This is a genomic window from Shewanella sp. Isolate11, from assembly GCF_022398315.1.
Lineage (GTDB): Bacteria > Pseudomonadota > Gammaproteobacteria > Enterobacterales > Shewanellaceae > Shewanella.
This window is the reverse complement of the sequence record NZ_JAKEVF010000002.1, coordinates 505,387-522,326: the sequence shown is the minus strand read 5'-3', so window position 1 is coordinate 522,326 and position 16,940 is coordinate 505,387. Positions and strand designations below refer to the sequence as shown.

Sequence of the window (16,940 nt, the reverse complement as noted above, 5' to 3'; positions counted from 1 at the left end):
AAAAGAATAATAAATGGCTTATCATTATCAAATAATTTGATGGTGTTGTTTTGTTTACAGTTGGGATTTGCGATGAAAATTGATGTAGAGGCTTTTCGGGTGCTTGAGATCTTGGTCGAAGAGGGCAGTTTTGCTAAGGCTGCCGAGCGTTTACATAAGGCGCAGTCGGCGGTGAGCTACCAAGTGAAGAAACTGGAACAGCACCTTAGTGTAAAGCTTTTTTGTCGCGACCAGTACCGAGCAGAATTAACGCCAGAAGGACAAGTGATCTTGGCCGAGGGTCGCAGGTTACTGCAATACCTAGGTAATATCGAACATTTGGCGAGTCGTTTTAGTCAGGGTTGGGAACCTAAGTTAGTGGTTGTCGTCGACGGAGCGTTACCGATGGAACCTATTATGCGCGCATTAAAGCAGATGTCTCTGCACAATATTCCCACTAAGATTCAGTTAAATGTAGAGTTTTTGGGGGGAGTTCAACATAGATTTGAGCGGGACAGTGCTGACTTAATGCTAGTGAAAGACTACCAGAGTGGACCGAGTTATCGAGCGCAGTCATTACCTAACATTAATAGTATTTTGGTGGTATCTAGAGAACATCCATTAGCGAACATTCAGCCTGTGGGATTATATGAGCTGTTACAGCATGTTGAGTTGACCATAGAAGACTCTTCACCGGGAAAACAACACAGCGATGAATTGCAGTTTGGTGGCGATAAGGTATTTTACTTATCTGGCTTCATCATGAAGAAAAATGCCCTGCTGATGGGGCTCGGTTTTGGCTGGATGCCAGATTTCTTAATTGAATCAGAGTTAGCCAGTGGTGAATTAGTTGAGCTAGATTTTGCCGGCGGTAGCCGATATAGCTTTACACCACAGTTAGTTTCTACGCTAGATAGGCCGCTAGGCCGAGCCGGTCAGTTGTTTACTGAGTTAATTCTAAAAGAGTTTCAATAGCTTAAGCTCTGTTAATGGGTCATCATTATAAATTATCGATTTAACAATTTTATCGGTATTTGAACTGTCTGATCTTCTGATCTAAAAATCGAGCCGAGCGACTCATATAAGCTTGGCTTTTCTTCAGCCATTTTCTCGCCCAAGGATATTCCAGACTTAAAATCGCTAACCCTATAGGAAGCAGTAACCATGCAGGGCCAGGCATCACGATAAGGAGTAAACCTAGAATAGTGACAATGCCTCCAACTAAGGTAATGGTGGTTTTACGTAACATTGGTTAATTCCTCTCTTTGATTACATTGTCACTCTAAATCTATGCCGCAAGGGACAAATCCACTTTAGGTATCGGCGACTATAATGAGTCTTACTTGACTATTTCTATAGTCGCTCAGCTTCTTCATGCCGTAAGGATATCGTTTTTATGTCATCCCTTTTTCGTGGCGTTTACAACAGGCACATTCATAGCAATTCAAAACTTAGCCTCAAGGTTGGTGTTTCTCTATTGCTGCTGTGTATTGGCCTGATGAGTATATCGCCCATAAAAGCGGCTACTTTGACGCTGTCATCGCTTAATTGGCCACCTTATACGGGTGAGCAAATATTGGCTGGTGGCGCCTCGGTTGAAGTCGTACGTGCCGCATTAAAGGCGGTGGGGCACGATCTTAAAGTAGATTATTACCCTTGGAGTCGTACCATACGAATCATCAAACCTGCTCACAGCATTTATAGTGGCTACTTCCCTGAATATCATTTCCCCAGTGACGAATATGTTTTTTCAGACCCTATCGGTGTCAGTCCTGTTGCATTGATAGAGCAACAACAGTTTCCTATCCGCTGGTCAAACGTCAAAGACCTCAATCAATATCGCCTTGGCGTGGTTCATGATTATCAAAATACACTCGAACTCGACGCCATGATTGCCAGTGGCATGCAACCCGTTGAAAAGGCTAATTCAGATGAACATAACATTCAAAAGGTGGCCACAGGTCGTATACAGGGCGCGGTGATCGATAAATATGTGTTTAATTATTTGATTAAGCAGACACACCTCAGCGAGTTACATAAAAAAATCCAGCTCAATAAACAGTTACTAGAAACTCGTACTCTACATATCGCCTTTAAAAATACCGCCGAAGGACGTGAGTGGCGGCAGGCGTTAAATAAAGGACTTAAGATGATCGATAAAGACAAGATAGTGCAGCAATATTTGTCTACTATCGAATAGGATGAATCTTAAGTCACTCAATCATTTTAAACCGTTAAAAATCTATCTATGGCGATTAACCACTGGTTTTTGCTGTCACGGTTTGTCCTATTGGTGTCAAGCTCAATAGGGCTAATTTCAGATGCTGAATCCCAAAGGGAATGCCTATGATACTGACAAAGCAAGCGAGAGCATGACCAATATGACCAATTGCCAACCAGATCCCGAACAGTAAAAACCAAACGATATTGCCTATCATACCTAGGGGGCCAGTACCGAAATCTTCGATTCCGGTGATGTTTTTACGATTGCGACTCTCTTGACCAAACGGCCAAAAGGTCATCTCACCAATAACAAAACAGGCGCGCCCAAAGGGGATACCGATAATGCTGATAAAGCAGAGCAGTCCGGCCAACCACCAGGCTAGACCCATGATGAAGCCGCCCAAAATAAACCATGCAATGTTAAAAATTAATCTAAGTAGCGCCATTTAATTCTCCAGCTGATGTAACTATCTCGTTATCTCGTTTGAGTTAACTCGATAAGTCGGATGTTATTCTTATTAACAAGTAATAAGCGAGAATTATGCCAGTTTATAAGTTGCTGTTTTCTTTGTGTTTGATAATGTGGTGCGCAAACTTGTTAGTAAGTTAGACCTAAAGTTAGTCAAAAGCGTTAGCTCCATTGCTCAAGCTTTAAACCTGAGTGTAAACTAGCGTTTTAGCCTTGTGGCCACTTGGATTGTGATGAAACTAGCCCAAACTCCAGTTGATAAAATTTGCTTTGAACAACACCAGATTTTTGTTAAACGAGATGATCTGCTTCATCCTGAGTTTTCGGGTAATAAAGCAAGAAAGTTTGCCTATTTTCTTGCTAATGATTTTCCTGGGATCACTAAGCTGGTGGGGTATGGTTCGCCGCAGGCTAATTCGCTCTATTCTATGTCGGCATTGGCCAAGCTAAAGGGCTGGCAGCTCGATTTCTATGTGGATCATATCGCAGGCTATTTACGCGCTAATCCGCTAGGGAATTATCAAGCCGCATTAGTTAATGGTGCCAATATCATCGATTTGTCTCTGCGTGCAGATAGGAGCAAGCGTGACACGCTAAGTTACATTGAGCAATCGGTTATGCCTGTTGGGCCTAAGGCGCTATTTGTGCCTGAAGGAGGGCGCTGTCATTACGCAGAATATGGCGTGCGCCAATTAGCCTGTGAAATTATAGATTGGAAACAGCAACAAGAGTTATCAGAACTGGTGGTGTTTTTACCCTCTGGAACGGGGACGACGGCGCTGTATCTCAGTAAATCGTTTAAACAGTTAGATGCTAGTATTCGTGTTTGCTGCTGCGCGGTAGTCGGTGGTGAAGATTACCTTAAGCAGCAATTTACCCAGCTTGAAACCGATGTTAGTTTACATCCACAAATACTCGATACCCATAAGCGTTATCATTTTGGCAAATTATACCCAGAGTTTTATCAGATATGGCAGCAGCTAAAAGATACAGGTATTGAGTTTGAACTGCTATATGATCCATTAGGCTGGATGGTGCTGAGTCAACATTTAGCGGAGTTTGGATCTCAACAAGTCCTTTACCTGCATCAGGGCGGTTTGCTTGGCAATCAGTCGATGTTACCAAGATACCAACGCAAATATGGTGTAAGCAATTGATTTAAAATGGTTAGTTGATTAGTGCATTAATGCCATTTGGCTAGGTTAGTATCTGTGAAAGTGATACAACCTGAGCCAAATGAAGTGCTGAGTCGTTGACTTAATGGTGTCAATCCTACTGGTTGCTTGAGCAACCTTCGATACAATGAGAGGAAGGGTATCGAATAGCGAGGTTTATTTGTTACTTGAAAGCAACCATTTCATGAATTGTAACGCTTCGGTACGCTTTGAAAATGTTTGCTTATTTTTACCAAGACTATCGGTAAATGCGATAGATGACTTGTTTACTGATATTGAGGCCACTGGGAAATTAACTGTGATCTCATGACCATTCATTTTGTACGACATAGGCCATACTCCTTTTATTTTAGCTGCTTATGCAGTTGAATTTTATAAATAAAAAATCCTTAGCTTTTTGCAAAGATGAATTTTAACCTTGTTGAAGTTACCTACCTTTATTCATCTAATCAAGTCTCTATTACAAATTGATAGGGGGATTACCCTGTTCAAATTGCGAATAATGCAAGATCGACGCACAGTACATCATGGTTACATGACAGTAAGATGACGAAGAGGAAACTGCTGATTTGTTGGATGCGGTGACGAAAGGGTCTAGCGATACAAAAAATAGGGCAGGAATTTCAAAACCGATGGATTATATCGCGCCTTTACTGCTTGTCAATCGATTTAAACTTTAAATATCAGAAATGATAGTGGCATCGGCTTATGCTTATTCAAATTAGGCCAAGCGGCTTAATGACTTAAGCTTTGTGCCCACAGGCCGATAGCTAAATGAATTAGAAGTCATCAAGAGAATTAAAATGACCAGAGTGCTGGAAAGCGTTGATCAGCGTACTCAGTTAGTGGGTGAAAATCGATTAGAGCTGTTGTTATTTAAAATCAATGCAACTCAACTGTTTGCAATTAATGTATTCAAAGTCAAAGAGGTGGTTAAGTTGCCTCGATTAAGCAAACTGCCTGGAAGTCACCCGAGTATCAAAGGCGTGGCTAATATTCGAGGAACATCAATTCCGGTTATCGATCTGCGTTGTGCCATTGGCTTTAAGCCTATGCTCGATACCAGTGAGGCGAATTTGATCATCACCGAATACAACCGAAGCATCCAAGGTTTTATGGTTGGTAAAGTTGATCACATTATCAATATGACTTGGGGGGATGTGTTACCGCCACCTAAAAGCACGGGCAGTAATAACTACTTAACCGCAATTACTCAGGTTGATATTCAAACGCCGTCGGGAGCAACAACGGAATTAGTGTCGATTATTGATGTTGAGAAAGTGCTGGCAGAAATTATTCAATATGACGTGCGTTTGTCTGATGGTGTTTTAGACCAATCATTAATGACACAGATGCAAGGGCGAAAAATCCTCTTGGCCGATGATTCTTCTACCGCGCGTGAGCAGGTTAAACAGACTCTTACACCTTTAGGCATAGAAGTCATCGAAGCCTCTGATGGCCTTGAAGCATTATCCATGCTGCAAAAGTGGTGTGAGCAGGGGCGTGATGTGGCCAATGAGCTACTGATGTTGATCACCGATGCCGAAATGCCTGAAATGGATGGTTATCGATTAACCCACGAAGTGCGCAATGATAAGCGAATGGATCAGCTGTTTATTACCTTAAATACTTCGCTGAGTGGCAGCTTTAATAATCTGATGGTAGACAAGGTTGGTTGCGATCGGTTTATTTCTAAGTTTCAACCAGATTTATTAGTCGATACGGTACAGCAGAGGTTACGAGATATCGTCGGTTGATTCGTTGGCAATATCTTGCAGTACCTGGCGCTTAACCGCTTTACTTGCGACGATATTAAGTCGACTGACTCTGACGGCGTAAGCAAATCGGTGCCGCCCGACAATGCTGACAAGTTGTTGTAAAAAGTCTTTATCTAGACCTAGCATCTGGCTGTAATGATCAACGGCTTTCGCGATAGAGCTGTAGTTTACGCCGTCAAATTGAAAGCCCAGCTGATAATCAGTGCTATCTAGCGCGACGCCATTAATACTGATTGGCCAAGGTGCCGCGCTGACTCTGCCTTTAGCGACTTGGTACATAAACCAAGCGCTTTTTTTAAAGCCTTCAAATACCTTGCAAGAAAACTCCGATTCGGCGAGTTCCTGTTCGGTCCAATTCTCACCAATTGCCAGGTGTTTAGCGTAGATCCGCATCAGTTCGTCTTTAACCGCCATATGGCAATCCCAAATGGAAGTCAGCGGATTTTTACTCGCAATTTTCTTGCATTCTTTGCAGCTTGGTACCGCAAGCGAGGGGTGAGGTGTATAGGCTTGAGCTGGATATTCAAAAGTATCGGCACAGGGTTCAGCGCAAAACCAACAGGTGTGGCGTTGCTCGAAGGGAATATCAATCAGGGGAAAGTCAGCAGACAAGAGTCAGTTACCTTGTCTGCTTAGATGTGATAAAACACGGTTGGCAATGAACTCGATTTAAACTTGCTCAATGTCCACTAAGTGCTTGGCTAGCGTGATAGGGTCGAGTTCAAGACAATCTTGGTCTGCTTGCCAATCTACACCGACTAACACGCCATCATCATGTAAATCTTGGATCCAATACTCTAGTAACTCTTCTAATGGAATTGCGGCAACTTGGTAATCTTGCCACTCCTCGGTGCAATGCTGTTTAGCTTGCTCAGGTGTTGACCAAAGCGGCATTACATCGGTTTCATCAAACTCTGAAGAGTCACATACTACCCAGCCTTCGCCAGTTTCGTCTTGAAGACCCCAAACCGCTTGGTGCTCAGTTACGTTTTCGATAAAGCTTGATAAAACTGGGTTGCTATCAGTCATACAGATCTCTTAAAAGTTTGTGATAAACAAGGCCATTATACGCAAACTGGCTGCTGTACCAAGTGATAGTTTTATGAAAAGGACACTATTTAGGCGCTTACCTTAAAAAGCACTGACTTAAGCAATAATTAATCAGAAAAGACTAGTGTAATCAGTTTCTATGGTTATGATGTGCAGAGGCTAGCCCGTTTCTTTCGGTCGCTGTTTTTTGGCTAGCGCAGGTTTGCGGCTATTGATTAAATGGAGTTGTTGTTTTGAAAAAATTGTTTACTTTCGCTTCACTCATACTAGCAACAGGGTTCTCCACCCTTGCTCAAGCGAACCAAGATTTCGATACCTGTGTTGTGGGCTTAAAGCAAAAAGCAAAAGATGCAGGTATTTCGGCTAAAACCATAGACGAAACCTTAGGCCAAGTCAGTTATGTCACTCGGGTTATCGAACTGGATAAAAAGCAGCCTGAATTCAGTCAAAGTTTTGATAACTATTTCAGTAAGCGGGTGACAGATTGGCGAGTCGAAGAGGGACGCCGATTACTGAAACAACATCGTCAGTTACTCACCAAACTGCAACAGCAATATGGTGTTCCACCACAATATCTAATGGCGTTTTGGGGATTAGAAACCAATTTTGGCAGCTATAAAGGTAAAATGCCCGTTATCGACAGTTTGGCAACCTTAGCCTGCGATCCAAGACGTAGCAGTTATTTTACCGGTGAATTACTGCAAGCAATGAAGCTTAAGCAGAATTATCAATTCAGTACCAGTGACATGGTGGGTTCATGGGCTGGGGCTATGGGACATACTCAATTTATGCCTTCAGCGTATGCCAAATATGCTATCGATGGTGATGGTGATGGTAAGGCCGATCTATGGAACAGCACAGAAGATGCTTTGAGTTCTGCGGCGAATTTTTTGCAGCAATTAGGTTGGGTTAAAAATGAACGTTGGGGGCGGGAAGTCAAGTTACCCGCGCAGTTTGAGTTTAAATCACTGGGGCGTAATTCTACGCAGCCATTAGTGAATTGGGCTGAATTAGGCATTATCAAAGCCAATGGTCAAAAGCTATCTACACCTGATATGACTGCTGCACTATATTTGCCCGCTGGCCATACTGGGCCTGCATTTTTAGGTTACGAAAATTTTAATGTGATCATGCGCTGGAACCGTTCCGAGTTCTATGCCATCGCCGTTGGGCATCTTGCCGATAGAATTAACGGCGCGGCACCTTTAATGGTGGCACCACCGCAACAGGATAACTTTAGCCGCGATAAAATTAAGTTGCTGCAAAGTAAACTCAATGAACAAGGTTTTGATGTGGGTAAACCTGACGGCGTGTTAGGGACGAACTCCCGTACTGGACTACAAGCGTATCAACGCAGTGTTGGCATTGTTGCCGATGGTTTTCCAAGTGAAGAGACATTTAAACGGATAGGTATCGAGTAATAAACTTATCGTGTATCAATTGCATCCTTAGGGGAAATCTATTAGTTTTGGCGCATCAACATACCTTAAGTCAATGTCTGTAAGGTATTAAATCAATAGGGTTTTGCAATATGGATGCATTAGACAACTTATCTCATGCCGAACGCCAACGACTGGCGTTTATCGATTTTAGTTTGCAGTATTTTGGTCAGATCTCGGCGCAGGATTTAATCGCTAAATTTGCCACGGGCTTAGCGGCGTCTAACCAAGACTTGATTAATTATCGTGGTCTTGCGGCAGATAACATGAGCTTGATGCATCAAGATAAGCGTTATCTGCGAAACCCAGGTTTTAAGCCGTTGTTTGACCATGATCCTGAGATGATTTTGCATGGTTTAGCAAATGGATTTGGCGACGGTTTGTCCCATCCGGTGCAGCCAAGTGCAGTGTGCATTGATGCTGTGCAGCTTATCCATCCCGATACCAATATTATTGCCGGGATTATGCGGGCTATTCAGCAGAGACAAGCGATTAGCGTCACTTATGTGTCTGTGTCTTCTGGCGAAACACAGCGCGATTTAGTGCCTCATACTTTAGTTAATAATGGTCAGCGTTGGCATGTGCGTTGTTTCGACAGGACCCATGAGATTTTCACCGACTTTGTGGTAACTCGTATTAAATCTGTTGCAATCAGTGCTAATGAGCCTTTTGATCATGAACTGGCGGCGCAAGACAAACATTGGCAAACCGTTATCCCACTGGTGATCATTCCTCATCCAAGTTTAAAGCATCCTGAGGCCATCGAACTGGATTATCAGATGCAAGATGGCAAGCTGACTCTTCATAGTCGTGCAGCACTGGCTGGTTACTTATTACGTCAGTGGAGTGTCGATTGCTCAGCAGGACATCAAATCAGCCAAGGGGTTTGTCAGCTAGCATTAGCGAATTTGCAGGTGTTGAGCCAAATTGAGCATCTCACGATAGTTCCGGGCGCTAAGTCTCGTTAATTTGTCCCTGTTTAGGGATACGGCAGTTGATATTCAAATAAGAGAAACGGCTAGAGCAATAATCTGAGTTTTGTTAAGCTCTAGCGAATTTAATTAATCAAATGATTTAAGGACGCTCAATGAGCATTAAAGACGATATGGTCGTGCAGTTTAATTACACCTTGCGTGATGAAGCAGGTGATGTGCTTGAGACCAACGAAGGATTAGATCCAATTGCTTATCTTCATGGCCACGACAATATGATGCCGGGTGTTGAAAATGCGATTGCGGGGCATGAAGTCGGTGATAGTTTTTCTGTGACTCTGCCTCCAGAAGAAACTTATGGTGTGCGCAATGAAAATGCCGAGCAAAGAGTCTCGGTTAAGCACCTACAAGGCGCTAAAGTATGGAAGCCTGGTATGCGCGCATTGATCAATACTGATCAGGGCCAGCGCCAAGTAACCATTATTAAAGTCGGTAAGTTTATGGCCACTGTCGATGTCAATCATCCCTTGGCTGGCCGTGAATTAACCTTCGATCTTGAAATCATTGATGCGCGTGATGCGACCGATGAAGAGATTGCTCACGGTCATGCCCATGGTGTGGGTGGACATCACCATTAATATTATTGACTATTTATTGCTAAGTGAAATTAGCTGAACAATTAAGCCGCACAAATTTAGTTGAATAATATTTGCGATAAAACCCAGACGTTAGTTTGGGTTTTTCACTATCAATGGAGTGCAATGTTATGGTGATCGAGTTTTCAAAAGGGCGTTTAATCCTTACTAATAACGAAATTCAAGCCAAATTAAATCAAGGGCAAGTGACCTTTTATGCTATGGCTGAAGATCTTAAAGTGATTTCAGATGCTTTGCTGTTGGTAGCTGATGCTGGTGCGGTTCGTTGGACTTTGACATTGGATAACCGCGAGCAACTGGATGTGATTATTGAGCAGTTACAACTGATTTAACACTGTTAGTTTGTGGGTTTTGTCTTAAGTTTCTCTGTCTTTTCAGCTTCTTGTTCCATTTTCTTATCACTGTTATTAACCAATGACAGTTTATGTGTTGCTAATTAATGTTAGGCACGATTAACACTTGTGGTTATTTTTGCTTTATCATTGCGTCGGCAATTTTTCATCATAATAATTATAGGATAACACTATGCCAGATCAGCCATTAGAGCGACTGACTATTGAGCCCAAACAAGCAGCACGCGCTTGTGTGATTTGGTTACATGGACTTGGAGACTCTGGTGCAGGCTTCGCACCTGTGGTGCCATTACTTAACATGCCTGACGCTTTAGATGTGAGATTTATTTTTCCTCATGCACCAAATTTGCCTGTTACTATTAATCAAGGCTTTGTGATGCCAGCTTGGTATGACATTAAGGGCATGGATATTGAAAATCGCGCTGATATGGTCGGCGTTCAGGCTTCTGAAAAAGCCATTGCAGCGCTTATTGATGAGCAGATAAATTTAGGCATTCCTGCTAACAAAATTATTTTGGCGGGTTTTAGCCAAGGCGGGGTGATGAGTTTGTTCACTGGACTGCGTTATCCACATGCACTTGCAGGCATCATGGCATTATCTTGTTACCTCGCTACAGGAAATAAATTGCCTGAGGATCTGAGTGAAGCGAATAAAAACACGCCATTGTTACAACATCATGGCGAGCAGGATGAAGTGGTACCTTTTGCTGCAGGTCTAGCTGGCTATGAATTGATAAAAGCATCTGGCTATTCGACTTTATGGCACAGTTACCGTATGGGTCATAGCGTTTTACCAGAGCAACTAAAAGATATTGGTGATTGGCTAACGCAGCGACTAAGTTAATCTGCTCGTTAATCCGCTTAAACTCGCCACAAAAAATCCACCTCTTAGGTGGATTTTTTGTTTTAGTACAGTCGTAAATTAGCTGGCAATGGATTCTTGTGGTTTAGGCAAGGGCAGTAACAAGTTCATCATGATTGCAACAATACCACATAGGCTAATGCCAGTAAGACTGAATGAGCCAATACCGAAGGCCATACCGCCAATACCAAACACTAAGGTTACGCCTACAATACATAGATTTCTTGGTTCGCTTAGGTCGACGTGGTTTTTGATCAAAGAGTTAAGACCCACAGCTGCAATGGAGCCAAACAGTAGACACATGATCCCGCCCATCACAGGAACTGGGATAGTTTGCATTAATGCACCTAATTTACCGATGAATGCCAACGAAATTGCGGTGATAGCAGTCCAAGTCATGATACGAGGGTTGAAGCTCTTGGTCAGTGTTACTGCGCCTGTTACTTCTGAATAAGTTGTATTTGGTGGTCCACCTAAAGCCGCTGCTGCAATGGTCGCAACACCGTCACCACTTAGCGTACGATGCAGTCCAGGCTTTTTAAGGTAGTCTTTACCTGTGACATTAGAGATAGCGAGGATATCACCAATGTGCTCAACAGCAGGTGCGATCGCAACAGGGATCATAAAGGCGATAGCATGCCAATTAAACTCAGGCGCGACGAAATTGGGGATGGCTAACCAACTCGCATTATGAACCGGTGAGAAGTCGACAATACCTAGAGCCAGACTTAAGCCATATCCCACGATAATACCTGCTAGAATAGGCATTAATTTAGCAATCCCTTTAGCAAAAATTGCGACCGCAATCGTTGTCAGCAGAGAGGCTATGGAGATAATCAATGCGTGATCGGCATCGACCAAAACTAAGGTTCCATCACCGCTTTTACCCATGGCCATATTGACGGCGACAGGAGCAAGCCCTAAACCGATCACTATGATCACTGGGCCAACGACGACAGGAGGCAGCAGACGTTTGATAAAGCCATCGCCTCTGAATTTAACCAGACTCGCAAGTAATAAATAAACACAACCTGCAGCCATCAATCCGCCCATAGTGGATGGAATTCCCCATGTTTGTACGCCATATAAAACTGGCGCGATAAACGCAAATGAGGAGGCTAAAAAGATGGGGATTTGGCGTTTTGTAATGAGTTGAAATAACAAGGTACCAATACCAGCGGTAAATAGTGCCACGTTAGTGTCTAAGCCGGTTAATAACGGCATGAGAACTAAAGCACCAAAGGCAACAAATAGCATTTGTGCGCCTTGTAGGGGGATCATTAAGCGATTCATTATTATTCTCTATTCGTAGGTAAACTGTTTGATATTAGCGTGTTAATAACATTTTTACATCTTCAAGGATCACACTCTGCTTATTTGATTGAAATCCATCTTATCGATGTGATCTCGACATACATGATTTAGCGCTTTGTGTTACACTTGCGCCAATCTCTTCGCTTTAAAGAATTAATACGGATGTTCAAGACTCTTATTTTCGGTATTTTTACTGCTTCTATAGTGTTGATGGCTAATGCGACAGTAGCGACAGAGCGACTGCAATTAGATGAGAGCGTAGTCAAGGTGGACGACAGAACCACCCAAACCAAGAATGCGGCTTTACAACAAGCACTACGTGATGTGATTTTGAAAAACTCAGGCAGTGAAAGTGCGCTAGATGTTGCCAGCATCAATTCTGCTATTAGTAATCCAACCAGCTATATCCGTCAATTTGGCTATCAAGATATTGAGGGGCAGCAGTATTTACGGGCCTCTTTTGACCAACAAAAAATCATTAAATTACTGCGGGATGCTCAGCTGCCAGTTTGGGGCAAACAAAGACCATTAACCTTAATGTGGTTGGCCGATCACAATCAAGGCGAATTCAACATTGTTAGCGATGCTTCAGATACTGTAGTGAGTGGCGATATCAGACAGATTTCGCAATCTCGTGGTATGCCGATGCTACTTCCTTTGATGGATTTGGATGATGCAATGTTTGTGGGTGTTAATGACGTTAGAGGCATGTTTGCTGATCAAGTTGCTAAAGCATCTCAGCGTTATAACACTGATTATTTCATCATGGCTTCGGTAGAAATTAATAGTGATAATAAAGCAAGCTTTAACATGGTGCTTTATCCTATGGGCACTGAACAGGGCTTGTATCAACCGCTAGCGCAAAAATCTGGTGTTGCCGACACTGAAACCGCTGCCATTGGTCAGATGCTTTCAGCTGTGAGTGAGTTTTATGCCGCCCGCTATGCGGTAGCGGATAGTGGGGAGTCTTTAAGTAAAAAGCTGACCTTTATTGATTTAAGCCAACGCAAGCAGTTAGTGGATATTGAGAAGTTTTTAACTCAACTCAGTGCAGTAAAATCGGTGTCGTTAATTCAACTTAAAGGCTCTACTGCGTCCTTCTCACTGGAATTATTTGGCTCAGAAGCAGATTTGAAGCGATTGTTGAATCTCGAGTCTAAGGTAAAGCAGCAAATCGTGCTACAACCCAATGTTGATCAGAGCGATCCGTTAGCACCATCACAAACTGAAGTCGTTAATTATATTTGGCTAGGACAGTGATGTAAGGTGGGCACCTTTTTGATGGTTCCCGCCATTTTTAACCCAACATGCGAACTTGAGACTTAATTTAGTGGCATCTCATTCCCCCCTACAATTATCGTTACCTGTTTATTTACCCGATGATGAGACTTTTAAAAGTTATTATCCGGCCTCGGGTAACGATGAGTTGATTCAAAGCTTACAAGCCTGTGCAGATGGTCACATCAATAAGTCCGTTTATTTATGGGGGCCACAAAAGTCTGGCCGAACCCATTTAATGCACGCTACTTGTGCACGAGCCAATGAGCTGCATCGTAATAGCTTTTATCTGCCGTTGGCGATTCATGCCAGTATCTCTACCGAGCTGCTAGAAGGGTTGGAGCAAGTGGATTTGGTGTGTATCGATGATATTGATGCTATTGCCGGTCATCCGCTGTGGGAAGAGGCATTATTCGACCTCTATAACCGCATTGCAGAACAAGAGAATTGTGCCTTAGTAGTTAGTGCCAGCGCTTCGGCTATCGACAGTGGTTTTACGCTGCCGGATTTAGTTTCTCGTATGCAGTGGGGGATGACCTACCAATTACAGGCTATGGCTGATGATGAGAAGCTTGCAGCATTACAACGCCGTGCAGCTATGCGTGGCCTTCAGTTACCTGAGGATGTGGGCCGTTTCTTATTGAATCGTTTAGCTCGAGATCTACGAACCTTGTTTGATGTGCTCGACAGACTGGATAAGGCATCGTTAGTGCATCAGCGTAAGTTGACCATTCCTTTTGTCAAAGAGATGCTCAGATTATAAATTAGGGCTGACAACAGTTGTTGTGACGACTAATCGATAGAGCATTTGTACATATGGCAAACTAACTAAAAAAGCGCCACGGGGATTATGAAGAGACCCAGTGGCGCTTTTTATTTGCTTCGTCATGATTAAAGCAAGCTAGGGTTAAAGCTAACTAATAGCTAAATCATGGTATGAATAGCATTACTTTTTGTTTTTCTTTTTTAAACCTAGCCCAAGTTCACGGCCCTTGACTCGTGCGTAAAACGGCAGCGTTATCATTAGCACAGACAGTAATAGCACTTCGATAATAGCAAAGACTAATGCCGTGTCGGTGACATATAACAGGGTTAAGCCGTGTAATAAGTACAAGCAGATAATAAAACTGGCCCAAGCGTAGGTATAAGGATTACCGGTTAAAATGCCTTTTAAAGGCGCTAACAAAGGTAAAATCCATAATAGGCTAAAAACCATGGAATACTCACCCGTTAATCCTTGGTTACCAAACCAGGCGGTCATCAGTAATAACAAGGCGACATAGCAAGTACGACTTATTTTAAACAGCTTATCTGAACTCATTAGCTTGGTTTGCCTTATAACAGTGAAAGCACATTTTCAGGTGGACGACCGATCACCGCTTTATCATCAATAAGCACAATTGGGCGTTCAATCAATTTCGGGGTGTCAACCATGGCTTGGATCAATAATTCGTCATCAGTGACTTGGTCTAAACCAAGGGCTTTATACTCAGTTTCTTTGGTGCGCATTAACTCGCGAGGGCTAATGGCTAACTTATCTAAGATTGAGCGGATCTCACCTTGAGTTAATGGAGTTTTCAGGTATTCGATGATTTGAACCTGACAGCCGTTTTCTTCCAGAAGTGCCAAAGTTTGGCGGCTTTTAGAACAACGAGGATTATGAATAATACTTGCTTGAGTCATCGTTTTACTACCGTTGCTGAAATTTGTCGATATTCTACTGCAAAAGGTGACCGGAGTCACAAGGGGTTATGGCTATTATTAAAAATGGCGATCGTTATTATACTGATTGGTATTATTGTGTCGTTTGCGAAGCATCGCTTAAAAAACAACAACCGCCAAAGGGCGGTTGTTAAGCGGCTAAAGTAGCTCTAATGCTCTTTTCGATTGTTTAAATTGTCTTATTCGCGCTTCGATACGGGCCAGTTGTAAAGGATTTTGCTCTGATAAACGATAGGCAAAATTAAGTTGATCGATAGCACCAGCATAATCGGCGGCTAATGCTAATGATTCGGCCTTAGCATAATGCTCCATCGCCTTATTGCCCGACTTTTTATAAGCATCACTGAGTAACAAAAGTGGTAGCTGATTTTGTTTATCGAGGAAGATCATCTCTTCTAACAGTGGAATCGCTTTTTTAGGTTGTCCAGCCTCTATGTAAGCATTAGCTAAGTTGAGGTTAATTACTTGCGATGTAGGTTTTAGACGCTTTTCACGCTCTAACAGGCTAATAGCTTGGTCGAACTTCTGCCGCTCAAGTAATAAATCGGTTTTAGTGTCGATATAAAATAGGTTATGGGGATCCTCTTTTAGTAATCCATCTATGATGGTTTCAGATTGAGGCGCTTTTTTTTGTCGCAGTAAGGCGAGGGCAAGTCCATATTGCGCTGCTTGTCTAAAGTTATAGCTGTTTTTATCGAGTTGTTCTTCAAATAGAGACGTCGCTGCTTCTTCGCTGTAACTTGAAAATCGAACCTGAATGCGGGCTTTCGCAAGTTGAAAATCTAAGTTATCGGGGATATATCGATGTGGGTATTGCGCTGCACGGTTTCTTGCTTCGCTAATACGAGACTCAGGTAAAGGGTGAGTCAATAGCATTTGTGGTGGCTTAGATGTAAAACGATAGCGGGTGGCTAACTTTGCAAAAAAGTCGGCAGCGCCTTCGGGATCGAAGCCTGCTTCAACTAAGATTTTCATTCCGATCCGGTCGGCTTCTTGCTCATGTAAACGGGTATAGTTAATTTGTGCTTGGGTTGCTAATGCTTGTGTGGTCGCCAAGGCAGCGATACCAACCTGCGGCGCGGCAATGGTTAATAATATTGCACCTAAAAGTCCAGCCATGGTAGCGGTAGAACTTTTGGCATTAGCCTCTAAACTTCGGGCTAAATGTCGTTGGGTAACATGGGTAATTTCGTGCGCTAAAACCGAGGCAATTTGGCTTTCGTTATCGGCATTGAGAAATAATCCCGTATGAACACCTACGTGACCCCCAAAAAATGCGAAGGCGTTAATTTCATCATTACGTAATAAGAAGAAGTAGAAAGGGGTTTTCACTCCGGTGGCATGTGCCACCAATCGATTACCTAATTCTGTGATGTATTGATTAAGCACAGGATCATTGAGAACTGGAGCTGACGAGCGGATGACTCGCATATAGGCGTCACCATAGCTACTCTCTTTCTCTAAACTAAAGGTATTAACTGCTGCGGTGCCAAGATCGGGTAAATCGTTGTTTGCAAACCCTTGTGGTGCAATTGAGAAAAGGGCGAATGACAGTGCGCCAGCAACGAGGGATTTGACTGTATTTATGTTTCTCAAACTTTTCCTTAGCGGTTATCTGTATTCTATCTATTTTGAGCTACCAAACGGCAATTAGTTCATTGAATTTGGTGAACTAAGTCATTGCATCATGTGCATAACAAAGGGATGTTT

General features: G+C 42.9%; 20 protein-coding genes. 11 read left to right on the top strand and 9 right to left on the bottom strand.

All coding sequences use genetic code 11. The annotated features are described in order from the left end of the window. The first annotated feature begins 72 nt into the window (after positions 1 to 72). Positions 73 to 954 carry a LysR family transcriptional regulator gene (locus L1D21_RS07580; protein ID WP_239844633.1) on the top strand — a complete coding sequence of 294 codons (882 nt, stop codon included), beginning with the start codon at positions 73 to 75 and terminating at the stop codon, positions 952 to 954. A 49-nt stretch (positions 955 to 1,003) separates the two neighbouring features. Here L1D21_RS07580 and L1D21_RS07575 read toward each other — a convergent pair whose 3' ends face one another. Further along, a complete protein-coding gene (locus L1D21_RS07575) occupies positions 1,004 to 1,228 on the bottom strand; it encodes a PGPGW domain-containing protein (protein ID WP_239844632.1) in 225 nt (74 codons plus the stop codon). A gap of 147 nt (positions 1,229 to 1,375) precedes the next feature. Between L1D21_RS07575 and L1D21_RS07570 the strand changes: the two genes are divergently transcribed. Then, entirely contained in the window at positions 1,376 to 2,179 is an 804-nt protein-coding gene (locus L1D21_RS07570; RefSeq protein WP_239844631.1) for an ABC transporter substrate-binding protein, read from the top strand. A 55-nt stretch (positions 2,180 to 2,234) separates the two neighbouring features. Here L1D21_RS07570 and L1D21_RS07565 read toward each other — a convergent pair whose 3' ends face one another. Further along, positions 2,235 to 2,648, bottom strand: coding sequence for a YccF domain-containing protein (locus L1D21_RS07565; protein ID WP_239844630.1), 414 nt, complete (start codon positions 2,646 to 2,648; stop codon positions 2,235 to 2,237). Positions 2,649 to 2,904: 256 nt separating this feature from the next. Between L1D21_RS07565 and L1D21_RS07560 the strand changes: the two genes are divergently transcribed. Continuing rightward, entirely contained in the window at positions 2,905 to 3,828 is a 924-nt protein-coding gene (locus L1D21_RS07560) for a pyridoxal-phosphate dependent enzyme (protein WP_239844629.1), read from the top strand. Positions 3,829 to 4,002: 174 nt separating this feature from the next. On the opposite strand, the gene L1D21_RS07555 is transcribed toward L1D21_RS07560, so the two are convergent. Then, positions 4,003 to 4,176: a hypothetical protein gene (locus tag L1D21_RS07555; RefSeq protein WP_239844628.1), complete on the bottom strand. Its 174-nt coding sequence runs from the start codon at positions 4,174 to 4,176 to the stop codon at positions 4,003 to 4,005. A 473-nt stretch (positions 4,177 to 4,649) separates the two neighbouring features. Between L1D21_RS07555 and L1D21_RS07550 the strand changes: the two genes are divergently transcribed. Then, positions 4,650 to 5,603: a chemotaxis protein CheV gene (locus L1D21_RS07550; RefSeq protein ID WP_239844627.1), complete on the top strand. Its 954-nt coding sequence runs from the start codon at positions 4,650 to 4,652 to the stop codon at positions 5,601 to 5,603. Here the strand turns inward: L1D21_RS07550 and L1D21_RS07545 are convergent. Continuing rightward, a complete protein-coding gene (locus L1D21_RS07545; RefSeq protein ID WP_239844626.1) occupies positions 5,583 to 6,236 on the bottom strand; it encodes a hypothetical protein in 654 nt (217 codons plus the stop codon). The two genes, L1D21_RS07550 and L1D21_RS07545, sit on opposite strands and share 21 nt — an antisense overlap. Positions 6,237 to 6,293: 57 nt before the next feature. Continuing rightward, positions 6,294 to 6,653 (bottom strand): DUF2750 domain-containing protein, encoded by a 360-nt coding sequence (locus L1D21_RS07540; RefSeq protein ID WP_239844625.1) that lies wholly within the window; start codon positions 6,651 to 6,653, stop codon positions 6,294 to 6,296. A gap of 254 nt (positions 6,654 to 6,907) precedes the next feature. On the opposite strand from L1D21_RS07540, the gene L1D21_RS07535 reads away from it, so the two are divergent. From L1D21_RS07535 to L1D21_RS07515, 5 genes are all read left to right on the top strand, one after another. Continuing rightward, positions 6,908 to 8,095: a lytic murein transglycosylase gene (locus L1D21_RS07535; protein WP_239844624.1), complete on the top strand. Its 1,188-nt coding sequence runs from the start codon at positions 6,908 to 6,910 to the stop codon at positions 8,093 to 8,095. A gap of 110 nt (positions 8,096 to 8,205) precedes the next feature. Beyond that, the gene (locus L1D21_RS07530; RefSeq protein WP_239844623.1) at positions 8,206 to 9,081 is read left to right on the top strand and encodes a WYL domain-containing protein; all 876 of its coding nucleotides are present in this window, start codon (positions 8,206 to 8,208) and stop codon (positions 9,079 to 9,081) included. 119 nt (positions 9,082 to 9,200) lie between these two features. Continuing rightward, positions 9,201 to 9,683: a peptidylprolyl isomerase gene (locus L1D21_RS07525; RefSeq protein WP_239844622.1), complete on the top strand. Its 483-nt coding sequence runs from the start codon at positions 9,201 to 9,203 to the stop codon at positions 9,681 to 9,683. A 128-nt stretch (positions 9,684 to 9,811) separates the two neighbouring features. Continuing rightward, a complete protein-coding gene (locus L1D21_RS07520; RefSeq protein ID WP_239844621.1) occupies positions 9,812 to 10,033 on the top strand; it encodes a DUF3389 family protein in 222 nt (73 codons plus the stop codon). 193 nt (positions 10,034 to 10,226) lie between these two features. After that, a complete protein-coding gene (locus L1D21_RS07515; RefSeq protein WP_239844620.1) occupies positions 10,227 to 10,898 on the top strand; it encodes an alpha/beta hydrolase in 672 nt (223 codons plus the stop codon). Between the two features lie 78 nt (positions 10,899 to 10,976). Here the strand turns inward: L1D21_RS07515 and L1D21_RS07510 are convergent, their stop codons facing one another. Then, positions 10,977 to 12,209: a uracil-xanthine permease family protein gene (locus L1D21_RS07510; RefSeq protein ID WP_239844619.1), complete on the bottom strand. Its 1,233-nt coding sequence runs from the start codon at positions 12,207 to 12,209 to the stop codon at positions 10,977 to 10,979. A 183-nt stretch (positions 12,210 to 12,392) separates the two neighbouring features. Here L1D21_RS07510 and L1D21_RS07505 point away from each other — a divergent pair, with 183 nt between their 5' ends. Then, positions 12,393 to 13,490 (top strand): DUF2066 domain-containing protein, encoded by a 1,098-nt coding sequence (locus L1D21_RS07505; RefSeq protein WP_239844618.1) that lies wholly within the window; start codon positions 12,393 to 12,395, stop codon positions 13,488 to 13,490. A 70-nt stretch (positions 13,491 to 13,560) separates the two neighbouring features. Beyond that, entirely contained in the window at positions 13,561 to 14,271 is a 711-nt protein-coding gene (hda, locus tag L1D21_RS07500) for a DnaA inactivator Hda (RefSeq protein WP_239844617.1), read from the top strand. Between the two features lie 183 nt (positions 14,272 to 14,454). Here the strand turns inward: hda and L1D21_RS07495 are convergent, their stop codons facing one another. The 3 genes from L1D21_RS07495 to L1D21_RS07485 form a co-directional block, all read right to left on the bottom strand. Beyond that, the gene (locus L1D21_RS07495) at positions 14,455 to 14,829 is read right to left on the bottom strand and encodes a DUF2069 domain-containing protein (RefSeq protein ID WP_239844616.1); all 375 of its coding nucleotides are present in this window, start codon (positions 14,827 to 14,829) and stop codon (positions 14,455 to 14,457) included. A gap of 14 nt (positions 14,830 to 14,843) precedes the next feature. Further along, the gene (arsC, locus tag L1D21_RS07490; RefSeq protein ID WP_239844615.1) at positions 14,844 to 15,191 is read right to left on the bottom strand and encodes an arsenate reductase (glutaredoxin); all 348 of its coding nucleotides are present in this window, start codon (positions 15,189 to 15,191) and stop codon (positions 14,844 to 14,846) included. Between the two features lie 177 nt (positions 15,192 to 15,368). Continuing rightward, the gene (locus tag L1D21_RS07485; RefSeq protein ID WP_239844614.1) at positions 15,369 to 16,826 is read right to left on the bottom strand and encodes a M48 family metalloprotease; all 1,458 of its coding nucleotides are present in this window, start codon (positions 16,824 to 16,826) and stop codon (positions 15,369 to 15,371) included. Positions 16,827 to 16,940: the final 114 nt, after the last annotated feature.